The 16,334-nt window shown below is 52.5% G+C and carries 17 protein-coding genes; 7 read left to right on the top strand and 10 right to left on the bottom strand.

The window, feature by feature from the left end; translation table 11 throughout:
• Positions 1-29 precede the first annotated feature (29 nt).
• Positions 30-851 (bottom strand): hypothetical protein, encoded by an 822-nt coding sequence (locus DB847_RS03140; RefSeq protein WP_108649404.1) that lies wholly within the window; start codon positions 849-851, stop codon positions 30-32.
• A 441-nt stretch (positions 852-1,292) separates the two neighbouring features.
• Here DB847_RS03140 and DB847_RS03135 point away from each other — a divergent pair, with 441 nt between their 5' ends.
• On the top strand, positions 1,293-1,727 hold the full coding sequence (locus DB847_RS03135; RefSeq protein WP_108649403.1) for a PACE efflux transporter: 435 nt from the start codon (positions 1,293-1,295) through the stop codon (positions 1,725-1,727).
• A gap of 499 nt (positions 1,728-2,226) precedes the next feature.
• On the opposite strand, the gene DB847_RS03130 is transcribed toward DB847_RS03135, so the two are convergent.
• The 3 genes from DB847_RS03130 to DB847_RS03120 all read right to left on the bottom strand — a co-directional run bounded on the left by DB847_RS03130 (position 2,227) and on the right by DB847_RS03120 (position 4,811).
• Positions 2,227-3,111, bottom strand: coding sequence for an IS982 family transposase (locus DB847_RS03130; protein ID WP_108649402.1), 885 nt, complete (start codon positions 3,109-3,111; stop codon positions 2,227-2,229).
• Between the two features lie 277 nt (positions 3,112-3,388).
• Positions 3,389-3,814, bottom strand: a complete 426-nt coding sequence (locus DB847_RS03125; protein ID WP_108649401.1) for a hemerythrin domain-containing protein — start codon at positions 3,812-3,814, stop codon at positions 3,389-3,391.
• A gap of 103 nt (positions 3,815-3,917) precedes the next feature.
• Positions 3,918-4,811 (bottom strand): universal stress protein, encoded by an 894-nt coding sequence (locus tag DB847_RS03120; protein WP_108649400.1) that lies wholly within the window; start codon positions 4,809-4,811, stop codon positions 3,918-3,920.
• Between the two features lie 208 nt (positions 4,812-5,019).
• Here DB847_RS03120 and DB847_RS03115 point away from each other — a divergent pair, with 208 nt between their 5' ends.
• The gene (locus DB847_RS03115) at positions 5,020-5,634 is read left to right on the top strand and encodes an HAD-IB family phosphatase (RefSeq protein ID WP_108649399.1); all 615 of its coding nucleotides are present in this window, start codon (positions 5,020-5,022) and stop codon (positions 5,632-5,634) included.
• Between the two features lie 51 nt (positions 5,635-5,685).
• Here the strand turns inward: DB847_RS03115 and hldE are convergent, their stop codons facing one another.
• Positions 5,686-7,116: a bifunctional D-glycero-beta-D-manno-heptose-7-phosphate kinase/D-glycero-beta-D-manno-heptose 1-phosphate adenylyltransferase HldE gene (gene hldE / locus DB847_RS03110; protein WP_108649398.1), complete on the bottom strand. Its 1,431-nt coding sequence runs from the start codon at positions 7,114-7,116 to the stop codon at positions 5,686-5,688.
• 156 nt (positions 7,117-7,272) lie between these two features.
• Between hldE and lpxL the strand changes: the two genes are divergently transcribed.
• The 3 genes from lpxL (at position 7,273) to DB847_RS03090 (ending at position 10,536) form a co-directional block, all read left to right on the top strand.
• Positions 7,273-8,187, top strand: a complete 915-nt coding sequence (lpxL, locus tag DB847_RS03105; RefSeq protein ID WP_108649397.1) for an LpxL/LpxP family Kdo(2)-lipid IV(A) lauroyl/palmitoleoyl acyltransferase — start codon at positions 7,273-7,275, stop codon at positions 8,185-8,187.
• Between the two features lie 434 nt (positions 8,188-8,621).
• A complete protein-coding gene (locus DB847_RS03095) occupies positions 8,622-9,929 on the top strand; it encodes an MFS transporter (protein WP_108649395.1) in 1,308 nt (435 codons plus the stop codon).
• A gap of 202 nt (positions 9,930-10,131) precedes the next feature.
• Positions 10,132-10,536: a GNAT family N-acetyltransferase gene (locus tag DB847_RS03090; protein ID WP_108649394.1), complete on the top strand. Its 405-nt coding sequence runs from the start codon at positions 10,132-10,134 to the stop codon at positions 10,534-10,536.
• A gap of 167 nt (positions 10,537-10,703) precedes the next feature.
• Here the strand turns inward: DB847_RS03090 and DB847_RS03085 are convergent, their stop codons facing one another.
• Positions 10,704-11,498: a substrate-binding periplasmic protein gene (locus tag DB847_RS03085; RefSeq protein WP_108649393.1), complete on the bottom strand. Its 795-nt coding sequence runs from the start codon at positions 11,496-11,498 to the stop codon at positions 10,704-10,706.
• Between the two features lie 3 nt (positions 11,499-11,501).
• On the bottom strand, positions 11,502-11,675 hold the full coding sequence (locus DB847_RS24175; protein WP_159084356.1) for a hypothetical protein: 174 nt from the start codon (positions 11,673-11,675) through the stop codon (positions 11,502-11,504).
• Here DB847_RS24175 and DB847_RS03080 point away from each other — a divergent pair.
• On the top strand, positions 11,646-12,143 hold the full coding sequence (locus tag DB847_RS03080) for a GNAT family N-acetyltransferase (RefSeq protein WP_108649392.1): 498 nt from the start codon (positions 11,646-11,648) through the stop codon (positions 12,141-12,143). The genes DB847_RS24175 and DB847_RS03080 overlap by 30 nt on opposite strands.
• Here the strand turns inward: DB847_RS03080 and DB847_RS03075 are convergent.
• Genes DB847_RS03075 through glnE (DB847_RS25325) form a run of 3 tightly spaced genes read right to left on the bottom strand, consistent with a single transcriptional unit; the run spans position 12,109 to position 16,053 of the window.
• The gene (locus DB847_RS03075) at positions 12,109-13,185 is read right to left on the bottom strand and encodes a histidine phosphatase family protein (RefSeq protein ID WP_108649391.1); all 1,077 of its coding nucleotides are present in this window, start codon (positions 13,183-13,185) and stop codon (positions 12,109-12,111) included. The genes DB847_RS03080 and DB847_RS03075 overlap by 35 nt on opposite strands.
• A gap of 10 nt (positions 13,186-13,195) precedes the next feature.
• A complete protein-coding gene (glnE, locus tag DB847_RS25330; protein WP_234418499.1) occupies positions 13,196-14,695 on the bottom strand; it encodes a bifunctional [glutamate--ammonia ligase]-adenylyl-L-tyrosine phosphorylase/[glutamate--ammonia-ligase] adenylyltransferase in 1,500 nt (499 codons plus the stop codon).
• Complete coding sequence (glnE, locus tag DB847_RS25325; protein ID WP_234418498.1) at positions 14,593-16,053, bottom strand: bifunctional [glutamate--ammonia ligase]-adenylyl-L-tyrosine phosphorylase/[glutamate--ammonia-ligase] adenylyltransferase; 1,461 nt, start codon at positions 16,051-16,053, stop codon at positions 14,593-14,595. The genes glnE (DB847_RS25330) and glnE (DB847_RS25325) overlap by 103 nt, the downstream gene beginning before the upstream one ends.
• Positions 16,054-16,195: 142 nt before the next feature.
• On the opposite strand from glnE (DB847_RS25325), the gene DB847_RS25895 reads away from it, so the two are divergent.
• The gene (locus DB847_RS25895; RefSeq protein ID WP_267897736.1) at positions 16,196-16,327 is read left to right on the top strand and encodes a hypothetical protein; all 132 of its coding nucleotides are present in this window, start codon (positions 16,196-16,198) and stop codon (positions 16,325-16,327) included.
• The last annotated feature ends 7 nt before the right edge of the window (positions 16,328-16,334 follow it).

Here is a 16,334-nt window from a genome sequence, read left to right as displayed (position 1 = left end):
CAGGGTGTGATAAGAGCCCTTCCTATCCATCAATCAATGAGCCAGGCCCCCCCCAAAGATTGCACTATGGTGCCAGAACTACCGACCTTTGTCCCCTCGCTGATCACCACTGTTCCCCTTTGGCTAACATCACTGTCAATATGGCTGACACAGGATTGAAATGATTCCACCGAGCTGGTTCGATTAGAAACCAGGGAGCCTCGGGAGCTTACTTCGCTACCAGCATCAGAAACCATCGAAGCTCTCTGGACAACCAGGCTTCCAGTAGCAGATACTTCAGAGGCATTGCTCTGGGTCCGCAAGGCGATAACATCGGTTTGATCTGCCACCACGTTTTGTTGAGCTCCAACAATGGCCTGCTCTGTGGCAACCGTCTTATTGTGGCGCATCAGGAACTTACCCAGATTGAGCATATTTTCTTGAGTCTTGGCGCTGAACTTAACTTCATAACCCTTGGTTTCCGTGGAGATGGCGCAAAGCTTATACACCCGGGCCAGATAAAGCTCCCATTTGAGGCCAATCCCTATCTTGGAGTAATCCCCCAGGTAATTGGTATGGCTGATCCCGGCAAAGCTTTTCATCTCCGCCAGCGCCTGCATCGAAAAGACCCCCTCGACATTGATCGTCAAATTGGCAGACTTCTGGGTGGTTTTTTTAAGCTCCCACCCTTTGTTATCCGAGTCTTGTTTTGTCTGTGAGGAATCACCCTGCTGTTGGTTTGCCTGGGAGTCAGAGTTTGCCGAAGAGGAGTTATCGCTTGAATTATCACTCTCCTGACTCGAAACCACGCTCAGGTGAGGAGTCGTTGATGAGTCGCTGTCTTGCTGTAACGCCGTTGCCTGTTGAGCCATGAGTTAAACCTACCTGTTTAAGATTATCTTCAATGATAAAAATGATCAGCATAGCTACAGCAGCAGATGAGCCTCAGCTGATTGATTCCGCCAACAAACGAAAAACAGGGAGAATTTAAGCTATCTATATGACAGTGCGATGACAGCTGGCCGAAAAAAATCCAACTGACAAACTGCAACCTGACTCCTCATCCCTTATGGATAAAGGCTTCCCAGTTTTTTTCTCAACAAAGAGACCCATCCTTTGGTCGATTTATGGAAAAGCCAATCCGACAGTTTCTGTCTCATGAAACTATCGCAAAAGTCGCCAGATTCAGAAAAAGATCGAGTTCAGCCTGATACCTATCTGTTTTTCAGATAGTAACTAACTAACTCCTATCAGATTATTCTATTACCCTGTCGGTTTCAGATAGATATGTTTGCAAAGCAGGAGGAAAAAGTATGAGAAGTTATTGGGATCGCATGCGCCATGTCCTGCTATTTGAAGTCATCGGGCTCATCCTGGTGATCCCTCTGAGCACCACAGTATTTAAGGTCCAAAGTACCCACATGGGTATCCTGGCGATCGGCTTTGCCCTGTTTGCTCCGATCTGGAATTTTTTCTACAACCTCTGGTTCGATAAACTGATGCTCCTCACCCGTGGGAGTACCAGGAAAACCATGTGGATCCGTGGGGTGCATGCCATCTGTTTTGAACTCGGGATGCTGATTATCGCCCTGCCGATCACCGCCTGGTGGCTCAATGTCAGCTTGCTGCAGGCACTGATCATGGATATCGCGCTGGCACTATTTTATGTAGTGTACGCCTACATCTTTAACTGGTGCTACGATCTGGTGTTTCCGATTCCGGAATCTGAAGCCGCCCCTCAGCACTAATAACGCAAGGGGGAGAGTGACTCTCCTCCTTCATAGGCCCCGCCCCGACATTCGCTAATATCCTCAGCTTACCTGATGATTAAAGCTCTCCTTAGCGCCACTCCTGCCGAACAAGGAGTGTACCAGTGGAACATGATCCATAGATGGCGGCAGTTCCCTGTCACGACTAAGCTCTCATCACATAACCTAAATCCTCTACGGCTCGCCTTGGCGCTAGCTGGGGAGTAAAGTCCCGTTTTTTGAACTCACCTGATTTTTAAATATTAGAGGCAGGATGCCGAGCTGCGTAGCTCTGTGGAGGGACTCACAGCGCGGAGCGAGATTTTGCCTACTTTTGACGATACAAAAGTAGGGCGCTGTTGGACGTCCCCGACACCTGTGCCACAGGCACAAAATCACTACCTGTATGGCTAACTAAATGATTCTAGAGAATTTTTGGTTTAATCCGGGTAGTTACTCGCGCCCTCAAGTTCAAGTGCAGCTTTGAGCTTTGTTAACCTCAGATCTGCATAAGCGCTTCCTTTTCAAGCCGAGACATTCGGATGCTCGGCTTCTTTTCCTGGAAGGTATATGCAATGAGGCCAGCAAGGAGATTCACCATAAAGCTGACGCAGCTACGATGCCGTGAGTGTTCTATCTGAGAGATGTTCTTCAGCTGATCAAAGACGGTTTCAATGATGAAGCGTTTGCGAAGCATCAGCTTATCCCATAGCCGCATCAACTTTGGTTTCATATTCTTCCTGATGCTGGTAATTAATGTGACCCCTTGGTCTGCCAGCTCTTCTGCAAGTGGTCCTGAAATATAGCCTTTATCTCCATAGAGTGAACCCCAGAGCTGCTCGCACATTTCAGGAAGAGGAGTTCTGTCATCAACATTGGCTGGGGTTAATTTGACCGAGATAACACCACCTTGATCATTGATGATAAGGTGCAATTTAAATCCATAAAACCACCCCATGGTTCCTTTGCCACGCTTGGCAGCACCTTGAAATACTTGATGTCGAGGGATGCGAAGGTTATGGCAAACCTGAAGTTTTGTTGAGTCGACGAATGCAATCCCAGTAGGTTTTGCTTGTCTGTGGGTGAAATAGGAGCACAAAGGGACAAGGGTCGTTTGCATCAATTTCAACATCCGGGTGTAACTCACCAGGCCGGGGAACTCGCTTTTCCAGTACTTACATACGAACTGAAGATAATAGGATTTAAAGTCTCGGAATCCCAAGCGATGGAATGCGATGACGATGGTCATCACTTCACTGACAGCCAGGCGAGAGGGTCTGTTCCGCTGCTTCACACCTAAGGAGATCTGCTGTTTTTGCCAAGCGGGTAGAAAGACCTGACAGAAATCATCGACATCAACGAAAATAGCTTCTAAATTGATCATGCCCAAGCTCCTTGGCGATTGATGGTTCTGGACAAACGATCAGATCGCAGCTTGGGCTTTTAGTTCCCCTCTTATGCGCAGCTCAGGTTTGTTAAGCTGACCTTCTGCAGCAAGGGTGGAGTTGCAATGCAACGTAGCGAGAAGCAGGGAGGCTGAACTGGAAAAGATTATCAGGGAAGATAATCGATGTAGTAGAGCAACATGGATGTGACTTGCGAGTCAGCGATCAAAGTCAAAGCAGCTTTCATGAGATGAACCGGTTTATCCGGAAAACGCGCTAGTCTTCACCTTCACCGGTAGGGCTGTTGTCCCCAAGCGCCTGTTGGTCCTCACGAATATGCAAGAGAGTGTTCTCGCATAATTTGAGATAGAAGCGAACACACTCCTCAGGGGAGAGCTCTCCAGCCCTGGACTGATTGATAAACTTTAAAATGCTGCGGATGAAATACTGGTGGGCCTGCTTTTGCTGAAGATAGTGCTCATTACCCTTGGCCTCAAACAGCTTCTCCTCCGACTCATGGTGCTGCATCACCTGAATAGAAAACCGCTTCAAACGCCTGACGAAGTCACCATCCACCCCGGAGGCTGAGTCATAGAGGGTTTCCAGCAGGCCAAGAATCTTGCGATGCTGGTAGTCGATACTTTCAATCCCGGTCGCGAGCTCTTCACTCCAGACCAGTTTTTTGAGGATCTGCTCAGGCAAGGGCTCACCTTAAGATTAGAAGCCTCTATCTATAAGAATAATGGATCGCCGCGAGTCCGGCGAGCCACCCACACCACCACGAGGCGCAGAAACTCAACAGAGCCTAGAGCTCCTGCCCATGCCGCGGAATCCTGAGGACGAGAACATCCCCTCCTCCCTGATGCAATACCGCCTGAGCATGGGCTCCGAGCTTGAGACGCTCCTGCTCATCACTTTGCCCGCCCATCACCACCAGATCCACCTGCTGGCTTTTGGCCTGGCTCACGATCTCCCGAGATACACTGCCGCGTAATACCTTAAGCTGATCCAACTGATAATCCTGCTGCCATACCAGTTCACGGATCTGCTGCTCCGATTTTTGCTCCAGCTCATTGAGTACCCGATCCGCCTCATCTTCAAGATCCAGCCCTATCTTGGCGTGCTGCACCAGGTCCATCACATACAAAAGGCTCATCGAGGCACCAATCACCTTACTCAGAGCTGCTGCGCGGGAAAGCAGGGGGTTTGCCCTCTCATCAAAATCGGTCGCCACCAGCATCTTGATCGGCTCAGACCAGAAGGGAGCCTCATCATCCAGCACCAGCAGATCATAATTACTGTGAGTGAGAAGCTCCTCCCCCATCGACAGCTGCAACATCTGGTAAAAGCGCACTGTCTGGTGATGACCGATGATCAACAGATCGCAACTGTGCTCAGCAGCATATCGCTCAATCTCGGTGGCAACCCGTCCGGTGACTACTGAGATATTTTCGACCTCACAGGGCAACTGATCTTTGAGGATCTGCAGCTTGGCAAAGGTTGCGTCCAGGATCTCCTGCATCCCTTCCTGACTTGCGTGAGGGGTCATCACCTGCCAAAAATTCAGGCTGACTGGAGATATCACATTCAACAGGTGCAGCTTAGCCCCACAGCGACTGGCAAACTTACCGGCACGACGAACCAGTACCGGGTTATCCTGAACCAGATCCAGCGCAAGCAATATTCGTTGATAACTCATACCCTCTCCTATCTCATGCCTAAGCTCAGAGTGTTTGCCCTTCTCTCATTATCAATGAAGCAGCCCCATCCAGCGACCTCACAGAGCAAGTTTGTTGTTATTTTGTGAACTGGTCATTCTCGCAGCCATTGCCCCCTTCTCGTAGCCATCAAAGCATGCCATCATAGCGAGCTAAAATTTTATGCACTGCTGATATGGAGTTGCTCCCTTGAATAAACTGGCTCTGTTTGACTTTGACCAGACCCTGATCCTGGAAAATTCACTTGGCACCCTTTTTAAGGAGGTGAGTCGCCGCAAGCGTTTGTGGCCACTGCTGATCCCTGAATTTCTCAAGGGAAAGATGCTGCGTCGTGGGGTTCGAACCACCATCAAGCATAAGCTCTACCACCGCTGCCTGCACCAAAGTGACGAGCAGCGACTCAGGGAGATAGGTCAACAGTGTGCCGATCGCTTTACTATCAATCAGCCGGTATTCCATCAACTAAGCGAGTTAGCCGCATCCGGAATTCAGGTCTGGGTAGTCACCGCCAGTCCACGCCCCTTCATCGAAGGAGTGATCCAGGGACTGGGATGGCCGGTTGCCAGGGTGGTGGGCACCGAACTGTTGGAGAGTGAACCCGGGCTCTACTCGGGACGCTATGAAAATGAGTGCTCCCATCATCACAAGGAACTAAGGCTCAATAGCCTGTTTAAGGAAGAGGGGCTAACCCCAGAGATCGTCGAAGCCTATGGCAACCTGCCCGCCGATCGGGAGCTGCTATCGATGGCGAAAAAGGGATTTGCGGTCAAAGGCGCCAGGATCCGCCTCCATCCGAAGCACTAACTAAAACAAAAAAGGCTCCTTCGGAGCCTTTTTTGAGTCAGGAGCCGCTCGCTATTCGCTGCGGGTCTTGATGGTTCGGATAATCTCTGTGGTTGAAACGCCCTGTTCAAAGTTGAGGATCTTGACCTCACCACCGTTGTGGGTCACCTCACGGTAGCCCACGATCTCCTCAGCCACATAATCACCGCCCTTGACCAGGCAGTCTGGCAGGATTTCAGAGATGATCCGCTGCGGCGTATCCTCAGCAAAAGGAACCACCCAGTCCACGGCGCCCAAACCAGCCAGCACCGCCATCCGGCGTTCAACCGGGTTCACCGGACGCCCCTCACCCTTGAGGCGAGTCACCGATTCATCCGCATTTACCGCAACGATCAGGCGATCCCCCAGCTTGCGGGCATTGTTCAGATAGGAGACATGCCCGGCATGCAGAATATCGAAGCAGCCATTGGTCATCACGATTCGCTCGCCACGACGGCGCGCCGCGCTCACCGCATACTTAAGCTGCTCCTCGGTTACCGCGCCAAAGCCACTCTCTTGGGGACCTTCCATCGCGTTGGCCAGCTCAATGGTACTGATAGAAGAGGTACCCAGCTTACCGACCACGACCCCGGCTGCCGCGTTGGCCAGCGCACAGGCATCATCCAGGGAGCACCCCGCCGCCAGGCTGGTTCCCAGCGTCGCAATCACAGTATCTCCGGCACCGGTCACATCATAAACTTCCTGAGCCTGAGCCGGCAGGTGCAGTTCATCCTGATCGGCGCGGATCAATGTCATTCCGTGTTCAGAGCGGGTGACCAGAAGGGCCTCCAGCTCAAAGCGATTGATGAGCTCCAGCCCCTTGGCGACCAGATCCTCTTCATCGGAGACCTTGCCGACCACAGCCTCGAACTCTGTCATGTTTGGAGTCAAAAGGGTCGCGCCGCGATACTTCTCGAAGTTAGTTCCCTTAGGGTCAACCAGTACAGGCACATCGGCCGCCTTTGCCAGCTGGATCATCTGCTGTACCTCGGCGAGTGCTCCCTTGGCATAATCGGAGAGGATCACCACACCAGCCCCAGCAAGTTGCCCGGAGATCTTTTCAAGCAACGGCTTGGCATCCACACCGCTAAAGCCCTCTTCAAAATCGAGTCGGATCAGCTGCTGGTTGCGGCTCAGGATCCTGAGCTTAGTAATCGTTGGGTAGTCAGGCAGGCGAACAAAATCACATTTAACCTTCACATTCTCCAGCCGTCCGGCCAGGGAGTCCGCAGCCTCATCCTCTCCTGCTAATCCGAGCAGGTTTACCGAAGAGCCTAATGCCGAGACGTTCAGGGCTACGTTGGCAGCGCCTCCCGGACGTTCCTCAATCTGCTCAACCTTCACCACAGGAACCGGTGCCTCTGGTGAGATACGACTGGTAGGACCGTGCCAGTATCGATCCAGCATCACATCGCCGACCACCAGCACACTCGCTTTTGCAAAATCAGGTAACTCGATCTTCATAATTTCTATGGCTATTGTTGAAAACCGCGCCATTGTATCATAACCAAGGATGAGGACACGGCTAATTCTTCGACAGCCTGAGGCTGTGTGTGGCGAAACTGGCCGGAGTTCATTAGAATGAGCGGCAGAAACACTTTGTCGCCTGCAAGATACCGGATGAACACACCCAAATTCACAGCAAAATTGCTCCATCCCCGCTACTGGCTCACCTGGCTGGGGTTCGGCCTGCTTTGGCTGATGGTGCAACTGCCTCGCCCCTGGTTTATGGCGATAGGTCGCCTGCTGGGACGCCTGACCATGAAGCTACTCAAGTCCCGGGTCAAAATTACCCGTCGCAATCTCGAACTGGCGATGCCCGAGCTCACGGATGAGGCCCGGGAGCAACTCATAGTAAAGAACTTTGAGAATGTGGGCTGCGCCCTGTTTGAGCTGGGAATGGCCTGGTTTTGGCCGGATAAGCGCCTCGAGAAGATCACCACTATTGAGGGAGCTGAACATGTCCGTGCCGCCGAACAGATGCAATCCGGGATGCTGCTATTGAGTGCCCATTTTCTGACGCTGGAGCTCAATGCCCGGATGTTCGGGATGCTCAAGCCCGGGATCGGAGTCTACCGCCCTAATACCAATCCGGCTTACGAATACCTGCAATATCATGGGCGCTGCCGCTCCAATAAATACCTGCTGGATCGCCTGGATGTGCGCGGCATGATCAAGGCACTGCGCAAAGGTGAGGTGATCTGGTACGCCCCGGATCATGATTATGGAATCCATGCCAGTGTGTTTGTTCCCTTCTTTGCCGTCGATAAGGCAGCCACCATTACCGGGACCGCGACTCTGGCCCGGGTCAAAAAAACTCAGACCCTGCCCTGCTTTACCTACCGGGAGTCCAATGGCCACTACAGGCTGGTAATCGGAGCCCCCTTAGAGAACTTCCCCGAGGGGGATGAGATAGCGGATGCCAGCCGCTGTAACCAGATCATTGAGGGGGCGGTCCGCAAAGCCCCCGAGCAGTATATGTGGATGCATCGGCGCTTTAAGACGGTTCCTGAGGGCGAACCCTACCGCTACTGAGCCCTCCCACCAGCCCGAACCCCACGGGCTGTCTCCCCCCTCACATCTCTGAAGCTGTTTTCTCCCTGCTCCTCCAGCCATTTGGCTGGCCCATGCGACTCCACGCCGTCCCAGCTTAACAGCGCCATAAAACCAGCTGTAATCGGCCCGACCTGGTTCCGACTCAGCAACAATAAAATTTTACTATTTATTTGCACACAAACATTAAAATCTAGCTGGCACTCCACAAAACCACAGCCCAAAGCATGGGCACACAAAAGATCTAACCATGCTAACCAAAAAAACCTCAGCCATAAAAAAGCCATAAAAAACAGAAGAAAGCACACGATTCACGACACAATAATGGATTGTGGCTGAGCTCGTCAGGTTGACTTGGAGGGACATTAGTTATTAGCATACTAAGCTTTCAGGGAATAATTGAGTTAATTTAAATTATGGAACCCTCTTCAAAAGTAGTTCGCTTACTAAAAATATCTCTAGGGAATGCCCTTGAATGGTATGACTTCTGTCTGTTCGGCTATTTCGCTGTCAGCATAGGCAATGTGTTTTTTCACAGCCAAAGTCCACTGAGCAATCTACTACTGGCATTTGCCACCTTCGCTATTGGCTTCGTTGCCCGTCCCGTCGGCGGTTTTATCTTTGGTTATCTCGGCGATCGTACCGGTCGCTATTTCGCGATGAATCTTTCGATTATCCTGATGGGCCTTGCCAGCATCTCAATGGCATTCCTGCCCGGCTATGCCAGCATCGGGGTCGCGGCTCCCATTTTGCTGATCCTGGTCCGCATCATTCAGGGGCTCTCTGCCGGCGGACAATTCGGTAACCTGTTGGTGATCACCACTGAAGATAAAAAACTAAAGAATACCGGCTACTACACAGGGATCGCCTATTCAGTCTCCCTGGTTGGATTTCTGCTGGCCGCCGGAGTCAGCTACCTGATCTTGCACTTTGCCCCGGCACACAGTGACTACGCCTGGCGAATTCCCTTTGTGATTGGCGCCATCCCGCTGGTGCTGCACCTGTGGTTATCCAGAGAGCACGCAGCCGAAGAGGAAGCCCAAGCCCCCGCCGGATCAGCAAATCAGGCAAACAGCTATCGCCAGCTTTGGACAGAGCATAAACTCGCCTTCAGCCTGGTGGTAATGATCAGTGCATTTCTCGGAACCATCTTCTACATGGCCTTTACCTACCTGGTGACCTTCAGTGTCGAATACAGCCAGATCAGCATGAGCGATGCGCTTCTCATAAATACCATTGCACTGGTCGTCGCCTGCTTCCTGATCCCCGCCTTTGGCTATCTTTCCGACTACTTTGGTCGCCGTAACCTCTTTATTAGCGGGATCCTGATTCACCTTGTACTGCTCTACCCGGCATTTACCCTGCTGACCAGCCATAGTCTGTTTAGCATAGGAGCCGGGGTGATGCTCTATGCCCTGATGGTTTGCTGGCTAGCCGGAGTTGCCATGCCTCTTTGCTCTGAGCTCTTCCCACGGGAGGTGCGTGCCAGTGGCTGCTGTGCCAGTTATGGCATAGGGATGGCTATCTGTGGCTTTGCCCCCATGATAGCAACCAAGCTCACCAGTATAGATCCCGGTTATCTCAACTACCTGTTGCTTGCCTCATTGCTGATTGGGCTGGCCGCCGCCCTGGCAGTTCCCCTGGTTGGGCGCAGTCTGCCCCACCCTTTACGTACCCTCCGCCAGCCTCAGGGCTCGGCCCTTCCAATGACCGCCAAGGTTTAAACCTGCTTTCGAGGAGTGTCTCGATTTGTGAAGACACTCCCGGTAACCCCCTGCCGCCCTTCAATGACTGAAAAGGATATTTCATGAAGCAAACCTCAGTCTCTTTAACAATCCATCGGGCCACCCTTGAGCAGATGCCGTTGATTGCCGATATTATCCGCTCCTCAGCCCCTGGTATCGCCCCTTTGTCAGTGATCTGGATATGCAGGAGCATGATGTTGGAGCAGACTGGATCACAAAGAACTTTGAGCGCCGTGATTTTTATCTCGCAACAGATACAGATGACAATGAGGTTGGCTTTTTCTCAATCCAGCATTTTGGCAAGCTCAGCTATCTGGGTTATGTCTATCTGGATGTTAAATACGTGGGCAGAGGATTTGGCCACGAGCTTCTGAAATTTGCCCGGAGCAAGGCCCTCGAACTAGGTCAGCAATCGATGATCCTGCTCTGCCATCCCAAAGCCGACTGGGCACTGAAGGCTTATGCTAAGTTTGGATTTCGTAAGATCCTCGAACAAAGCGATGCGATCACCCGCTACCGTGACGGGATCCTCAAGGAGTACTATGAGGAGGGGTTCCATCTGTTTGAATATCCCCTGAGCCAGTAGTCAACAACTATCGACCTGATACAGACCGAGACACATAGCCTGGCTGATGCTCAGTGATTTGTGCCTGAGAAGGGCTGCCAGGTGGTGTCGGGCCAACCACAGGCATTGATACCCTCCTTGTATGCTACGGATGCGCCCCCTGACAACGCTAAGGGGGCCCTTTACCGTCATTTCAAATACTTCAATGTGATCTGCTGATGTTCACCGGTTTGTTTAAGCCTGCGAAGCGCATCATTAAAGCGTTTAACTAACTCAGCAGAAGTCGATTCTTTACTAAAGATCACATGCTGATTTGCCGAATGAATTTTAAGCGGGTGGATCTCAACATCATCAACCGCATCGAGCCCTCGCAGGATATGAAACGTTGAAACCGGGTTACCAATCAGCCCATCGACACGGCCAATCAACAAGGCTTTCACCTTCTGTTTCTCAGTATTGAAAGTATGGGTGCTGCGAATAAACGGGTAGCTTTCCATCAGCCCCTCAAACTCATCACCATAAAAGGTGCCCCGATTTATCCCCAAAGAGAAATCCATCTCGACAATATCGCCAAGAGACCCTAAGGGGTATTGGCCACTCTTACCCTTCAACACGAAAAGAGACATAACCTCCTGCCGATAGGGATCACTGAAATAAGCCCAGGCCTGACGTTCCGCCGTCACAGAAGCTCCGGCCTGTATATCGAGTAACCCTGACTCAAGCTCACGTAACCCTCTCACCCAGGGCCTGCGATACAGTTCAAGCTTGCATCCCATCTCCTCTACCACAGCACTGACAAGCTCAATATCAAGGCCCGTCATCTCTCCCTGCTCACTGCGATATTGATAGGGGGGCCATGGCTCCCAAACCATTTTCATCACACAGGGTTTATCCTGGCCTATTGCGCCCAGAGGAAAGGCAACCGCCATAAACATCAGCAATAGCAGCCAATACCCCTTTAGCAGCTTCCCGTAAAGCTTCACATCCTATGACTCCTGACGACCGACACTACTCATGAGTATAGAAGTATCCTGATCCCCCTCTCTTTCTACCATCGCAACTGCTGCGGTAATGAGGTCAACACTGATAAGATAGACTCCGAGCAACTCACGCCTATCCAAAGGAACGCTATGCCAGCCACCGCCAAAAAGTTCAGACATGAGGAGGTCCTCTGTCAGCAGATCCAGCTCAATGATCCCCTCTATCAACAGGAGCGGGAGCTACGTAATCGCATCCTGCTCAGACCGATTGGCATCGCCGATTTTGGCTGGGAGATGAACGATCACTGCTCTGCCCATTTTGTTGCTATAAAGAATCAGCAGGCCGTGGGCTGCGTCCTGTTAATTCAGGAACAAGCGGATTCAAAACAGGCACGGCTGAGCCAGATGGCGGTCGATACTCCCCTGCAGGGAGAAGGGATCGGCCAGAAGCTGGTTCATCTGCTATTAAACTATGCGACGGAGCAGGGTCTTGAGCGGGTTACCTGCCACGCCCGCGATAATGCCGTGAATTTTTACAAAAAGCTTGGCTTTGAAGTTATCGGCGATCCTTTTGTGGAGGTGGGCATCACCCATTACCTGATGCAGGTTGAGATCAACCAGGCTTTAAACCCGCAACATACTGAATAAAGCGCTCTAAGGAGCAGCTCCTGCCATTGAGGCTACAAGGCAGGGCAATCGGCTGGCCGTTATAACGGAACTCCACCCTGTCATGACCTTGCCGACGAAACAGCTCAGCCTGGATCCGTGAGGCATATGGGGGATTAGTCGACAGAGGCTCTCTCAAGGCGCTCATCACTCCCAGGATGTTGGTATCGTGCGCGCTATAGAGTCGCAACCGCACCGAAGAGCTCCCCTTAAGATAAGCTTGCATCTGCATACTAACCTCCCTGAGCCATGGCCCTCCGACCACCACCCCAACCGGGTAGGGCTTAAACTGCTCGGCATGGATCCAGCCAGCCAGTGGAATCAGTGCCTTAAGCTCTATCGGTGATAGCCCCGCGGGCAGAGGGATCTGGTGCAAACTTCTGATATAGAGATTACTGGCAAACTTTTTGGCACTTTGCAGGCTGTCGATCTCAAACCCTGAAACCCGGCTCCAGTTGGCGAAGTATTTGCCCAGGCTCTGCTCTGTACGCTGCCAGGTTGGTGAGGCGTACACATAGTGCTGCTGTAGCTTGTATATCTCTTTATGGTGGAGCTCCTGAGGTCTGAGCAGTGGATCCCGGCTGCGTAGGACCGTGTGGATCGGGATCGGCTGAAAGCCCCCGGGCAGGGCATCCTGCCCTGTATCAAGCTTAGGGCCGCTCCCAGGAGGGTAGAGCCCATAGAGTAATGAGCTGGCGCTCATCAGGGTTCTGTCTTTATCCGTAGAGCGAACATAGAGCTCACTGACAGAAAATTGCGGCTCCACAAGGGAGTAGCGCTGCACATACCGCTCCCTGAGGCTTTGTCCAAGCAGATACTCCTGGTGCATCCCCCTTGCCGTTAACTGGCCCAGCCCCTGATGCCAGGGATAAGGGTGTTTGGGGAGTGCTGCGGTGGGAGTTCTGTCCCCGTGGCGAAACAGCACTCCGGCCCACAGAAGCTTCGAAGAGGGCTCAGCTCTCACCGAACAGGAGAGAGTCAGCAGAAACAGTACCCCGACCATCAGCTTTTTATTTTGGGTCATGCAAGCTCCCTCAACCTTGTTGAGGCTCCTTAGTCTCCACGCCGCCGCTGCCTAACAGTTGCTGCCAGGCATCGATCACCCATTGCCGCTCGGGCGACACATCATCAAGATGAGGCTCCAGGCGATCCAGGGTGTGACGGTGGATCAGCTCTCGCAACTTGCGGTAAGCCCCCTGAAGTCGTTTTGCCTGCTCCTGCTCCAGCAAGCCGGCCAGCACGGCCTCATCCAAAATTCGGATGGTATCGCTCCAGCGACTCATCGCCTCACAGGCCGGGGAGGTATAGCGAAGCACCAGATATTGGGCGATGAACTCTATATCGATGATCCCCCCATGGGAGCGCTTAAGGTCAAAGCCACCCCGGGGCGCTGATTGCTCCATCATTTTCTGGCGCATCAGCCTGACCTCATCACGGAGCTTTGATTCATCTCGCTCCTGCTGTAACACCTGGACCCTCACATCTGAAAACCATTGGCGAAATGGCTCGGCCCCATAGACCAGGCGAGCGCGAACCAGAGCCTGGTGCTCCCAGACCCAGGCTTCATTGAGCTGATAGCTCTGATAGGCATGGCAGGAAGAGACCAGCAACCCCGACTTACCGGATGGACGCAGTCGCATATCAACATCATAAAGGATGCCACTGCTGGTACGGGTGGTAAAAATATGCAGTATCCGCTGCGCCAGTTTCAGATAAAAGCGGCCACTATCAATCGCCTTGGGACCCTGAGTCGGTTGCTGCGCCTGACAATCATGCACAAACACCAGATCCAGGTCTGAGCCATATCCCAGCTCCAATCCTCCAAGCTTGCCATAGCCGATAATGGCAAAGCCACGCTCAATCCCGTACTCGCCAACCCGAGGGAGACCATGGCGACCCACCAGCTGTTGCCAGGCAAGGTTCGCCACAGCCTCAATCAACACCTCCGCCAGGCGTGTCAGATGATCGCTGACCTTCATCAGGGGTAGCTTGCCGGAAACATCTGCGGCCGCAACTCTCAGCTGTTGGATCTGCTTAAATTGACGAAGCCCCTCCAGCTGCCCTTCCTCATCCTCGGGAAGGATCCGCAGCATGAATTGCTGCAGCTCCTGACGATATTGATCCAGAGGGGTGGGCTTGGCCAGCAGGCAGGGGTCCAGCAGTTCATCGAGCAGGATCGGATAGCGAGCCAGCTGCTCGGCAACCATGGCACTACTCTCACACAGCGCCAGTAGCTGCTTGAGAGCTCCCCCATTTTCGACCAACAGTTCCAGATAGGTCGGCCGAGTCATCACTGCGGTCAAAAGTCGCCACACCCGCTCCAGTAACAGGCCCGGTTGTTGTGACTGCGCCGTTTGCTGCAAGATCTGCGGCATCAGGGCTTTAAGGCTCTCACGGGCGCGCTTGGGTGGGGTTTTACTCTGGTAATGCTCTAAGATCCCATCCAGAGCACGGGCCAGCTGCTCAGCCTGGGGCCACTGATGCGTTGCGATAACTGCTCCACACAGTTTTCTGGGGTAAATGGGGAGTTCCATAGCTCGAACCAGAAGGGAGCTGCACTCTCACTCTGAGCATCCCCCTCCCCTGCGATCTGCAAAAATACCCCATGAACCGATGCCATGACCCCGGCGATCTGCTGCTGACAATCCTGCCAAGTTGCAAATCCCAACAAACTACAAAGACGCAACCGCTCATGAGACTCCGAGGGTAAAGTCTGGGTCTGCTTATCATTGAAAAGCTGCAGATAGTTCTCTACCTGCCTCAGATAGAGGTAGTGTTTTCTCAGCTCACAGACCTGCTCATCGGGTAGCATCTTATCGGCACTAAGCTGCTCGAGGGCGCTCAACAAACTCTGGGTCTGCAATGCCGGCTCCCGACCACCACGCATCAGCTGAAATGACTGCGCGATAAACTCAACCTCGCGGATCCCGCCTGCGCCCAGCTTGATATTATCCCTGAGATCCCGGCGCCGGATCTCAGCATTGATCATTCCTTTCATGCTGCGCAACGCCTGAATCACACTAAAATCGATATAGCGGCGATACACAAAGGGCCTGAGGAGCTGATGCAGCTCCTGATGCTCCAGCGCTGAGCTACCAATCAGTCGTGCCTTGATCAGGGCGTAGCGCTCCCAATCCCGGCCATGACAGAGATAGTAATCCTCAAGGGCTGCGAAACTCGCAACCAATGGGCCAGAGTCCCCAAAGGGGCGTAATCTGAGATCGACCCGATACACCTGACCATCGGCGGTCATCTCATCCAGAGCCCGCACCAGCTGTCTCCCAAGCTTGGTAAAGAACTCCTGATTGCTGCAACTACGCTCGCCTCCCCGGGTCTGCCCATGCTCCATGAACGCCAGAATGAGATCGATATCGGATGAAAAATTAAGCTCCCGTCCCCCAAGCTTACCCATAGCTATCACCAGGAGACTCTGCTGCTCTGAGTTGTCATTAACTGGAGTCCCCCAGCGCTCTGTCAGCTTGGCATAGAGCCAGTCCCTGGCGCCCTGGATCAGGGCATCCGCCAGATCCGACTGGCGAATCAGCAGATCTTCAATCTCTAAACATCCGAACAGTTGAAACCAGGCAAGCCGCGCCAGCTCCTGCTGTCGAAAACGCCTCAGTTGCCGATGAAGCTCCGCCTCCGTCCCGACCGATTGCAGCAGGGTTTGTAACTGCCCCTGGTAATTCCTCTGACATGACTCTGAATCCAGCAATACTACTGCGAGTTCGGGTTCACGAATGCAGGCACTGGCAATAAAATCACTGTAAGCACAGGCTTGATGCAATTGAGATAACTGCTCCTGACTCAGCTCTTGTGTCTCAAGTTCACTCTTGAGGCGCTGCCAATAGGGATCTGCGTGACAAACAAGTTCCTTGGGTAATCGATCCATAAAGATTCATCCTGACTGTGATAGCCAAAACATACCCCTTTTTAATCGCCTTGACACCCCCGAAACAATCACAAAACTTGCCAACTCGGGATAAAACACGTTTGATAAAGGCAAGGAACTCAGATGAACCAGGCATGAATCGATGACCAGTGAACAGACCCGAGGTATAGAACTACTGGATCTCATTTTAAGTCAGCATGATCCCCAATTTTTGCTCTACTTATCCCTGAATATTCTGTTGGTGATCCTGATCATGGGGTCACCCGTTATCTAAGTGGCCT

The organism is Dongshaea marina, assembly GCF_003072645.1.
Lineage (GTDB): Bacteria > Pseudomonadota > Gammaproteobacteria > Enterobacterales > Aeromonadaceae > Dongshaea > Dongshaea marina.
This window is presented reverse-complemented; position numbering and strand designations above follow the sequence as displayed.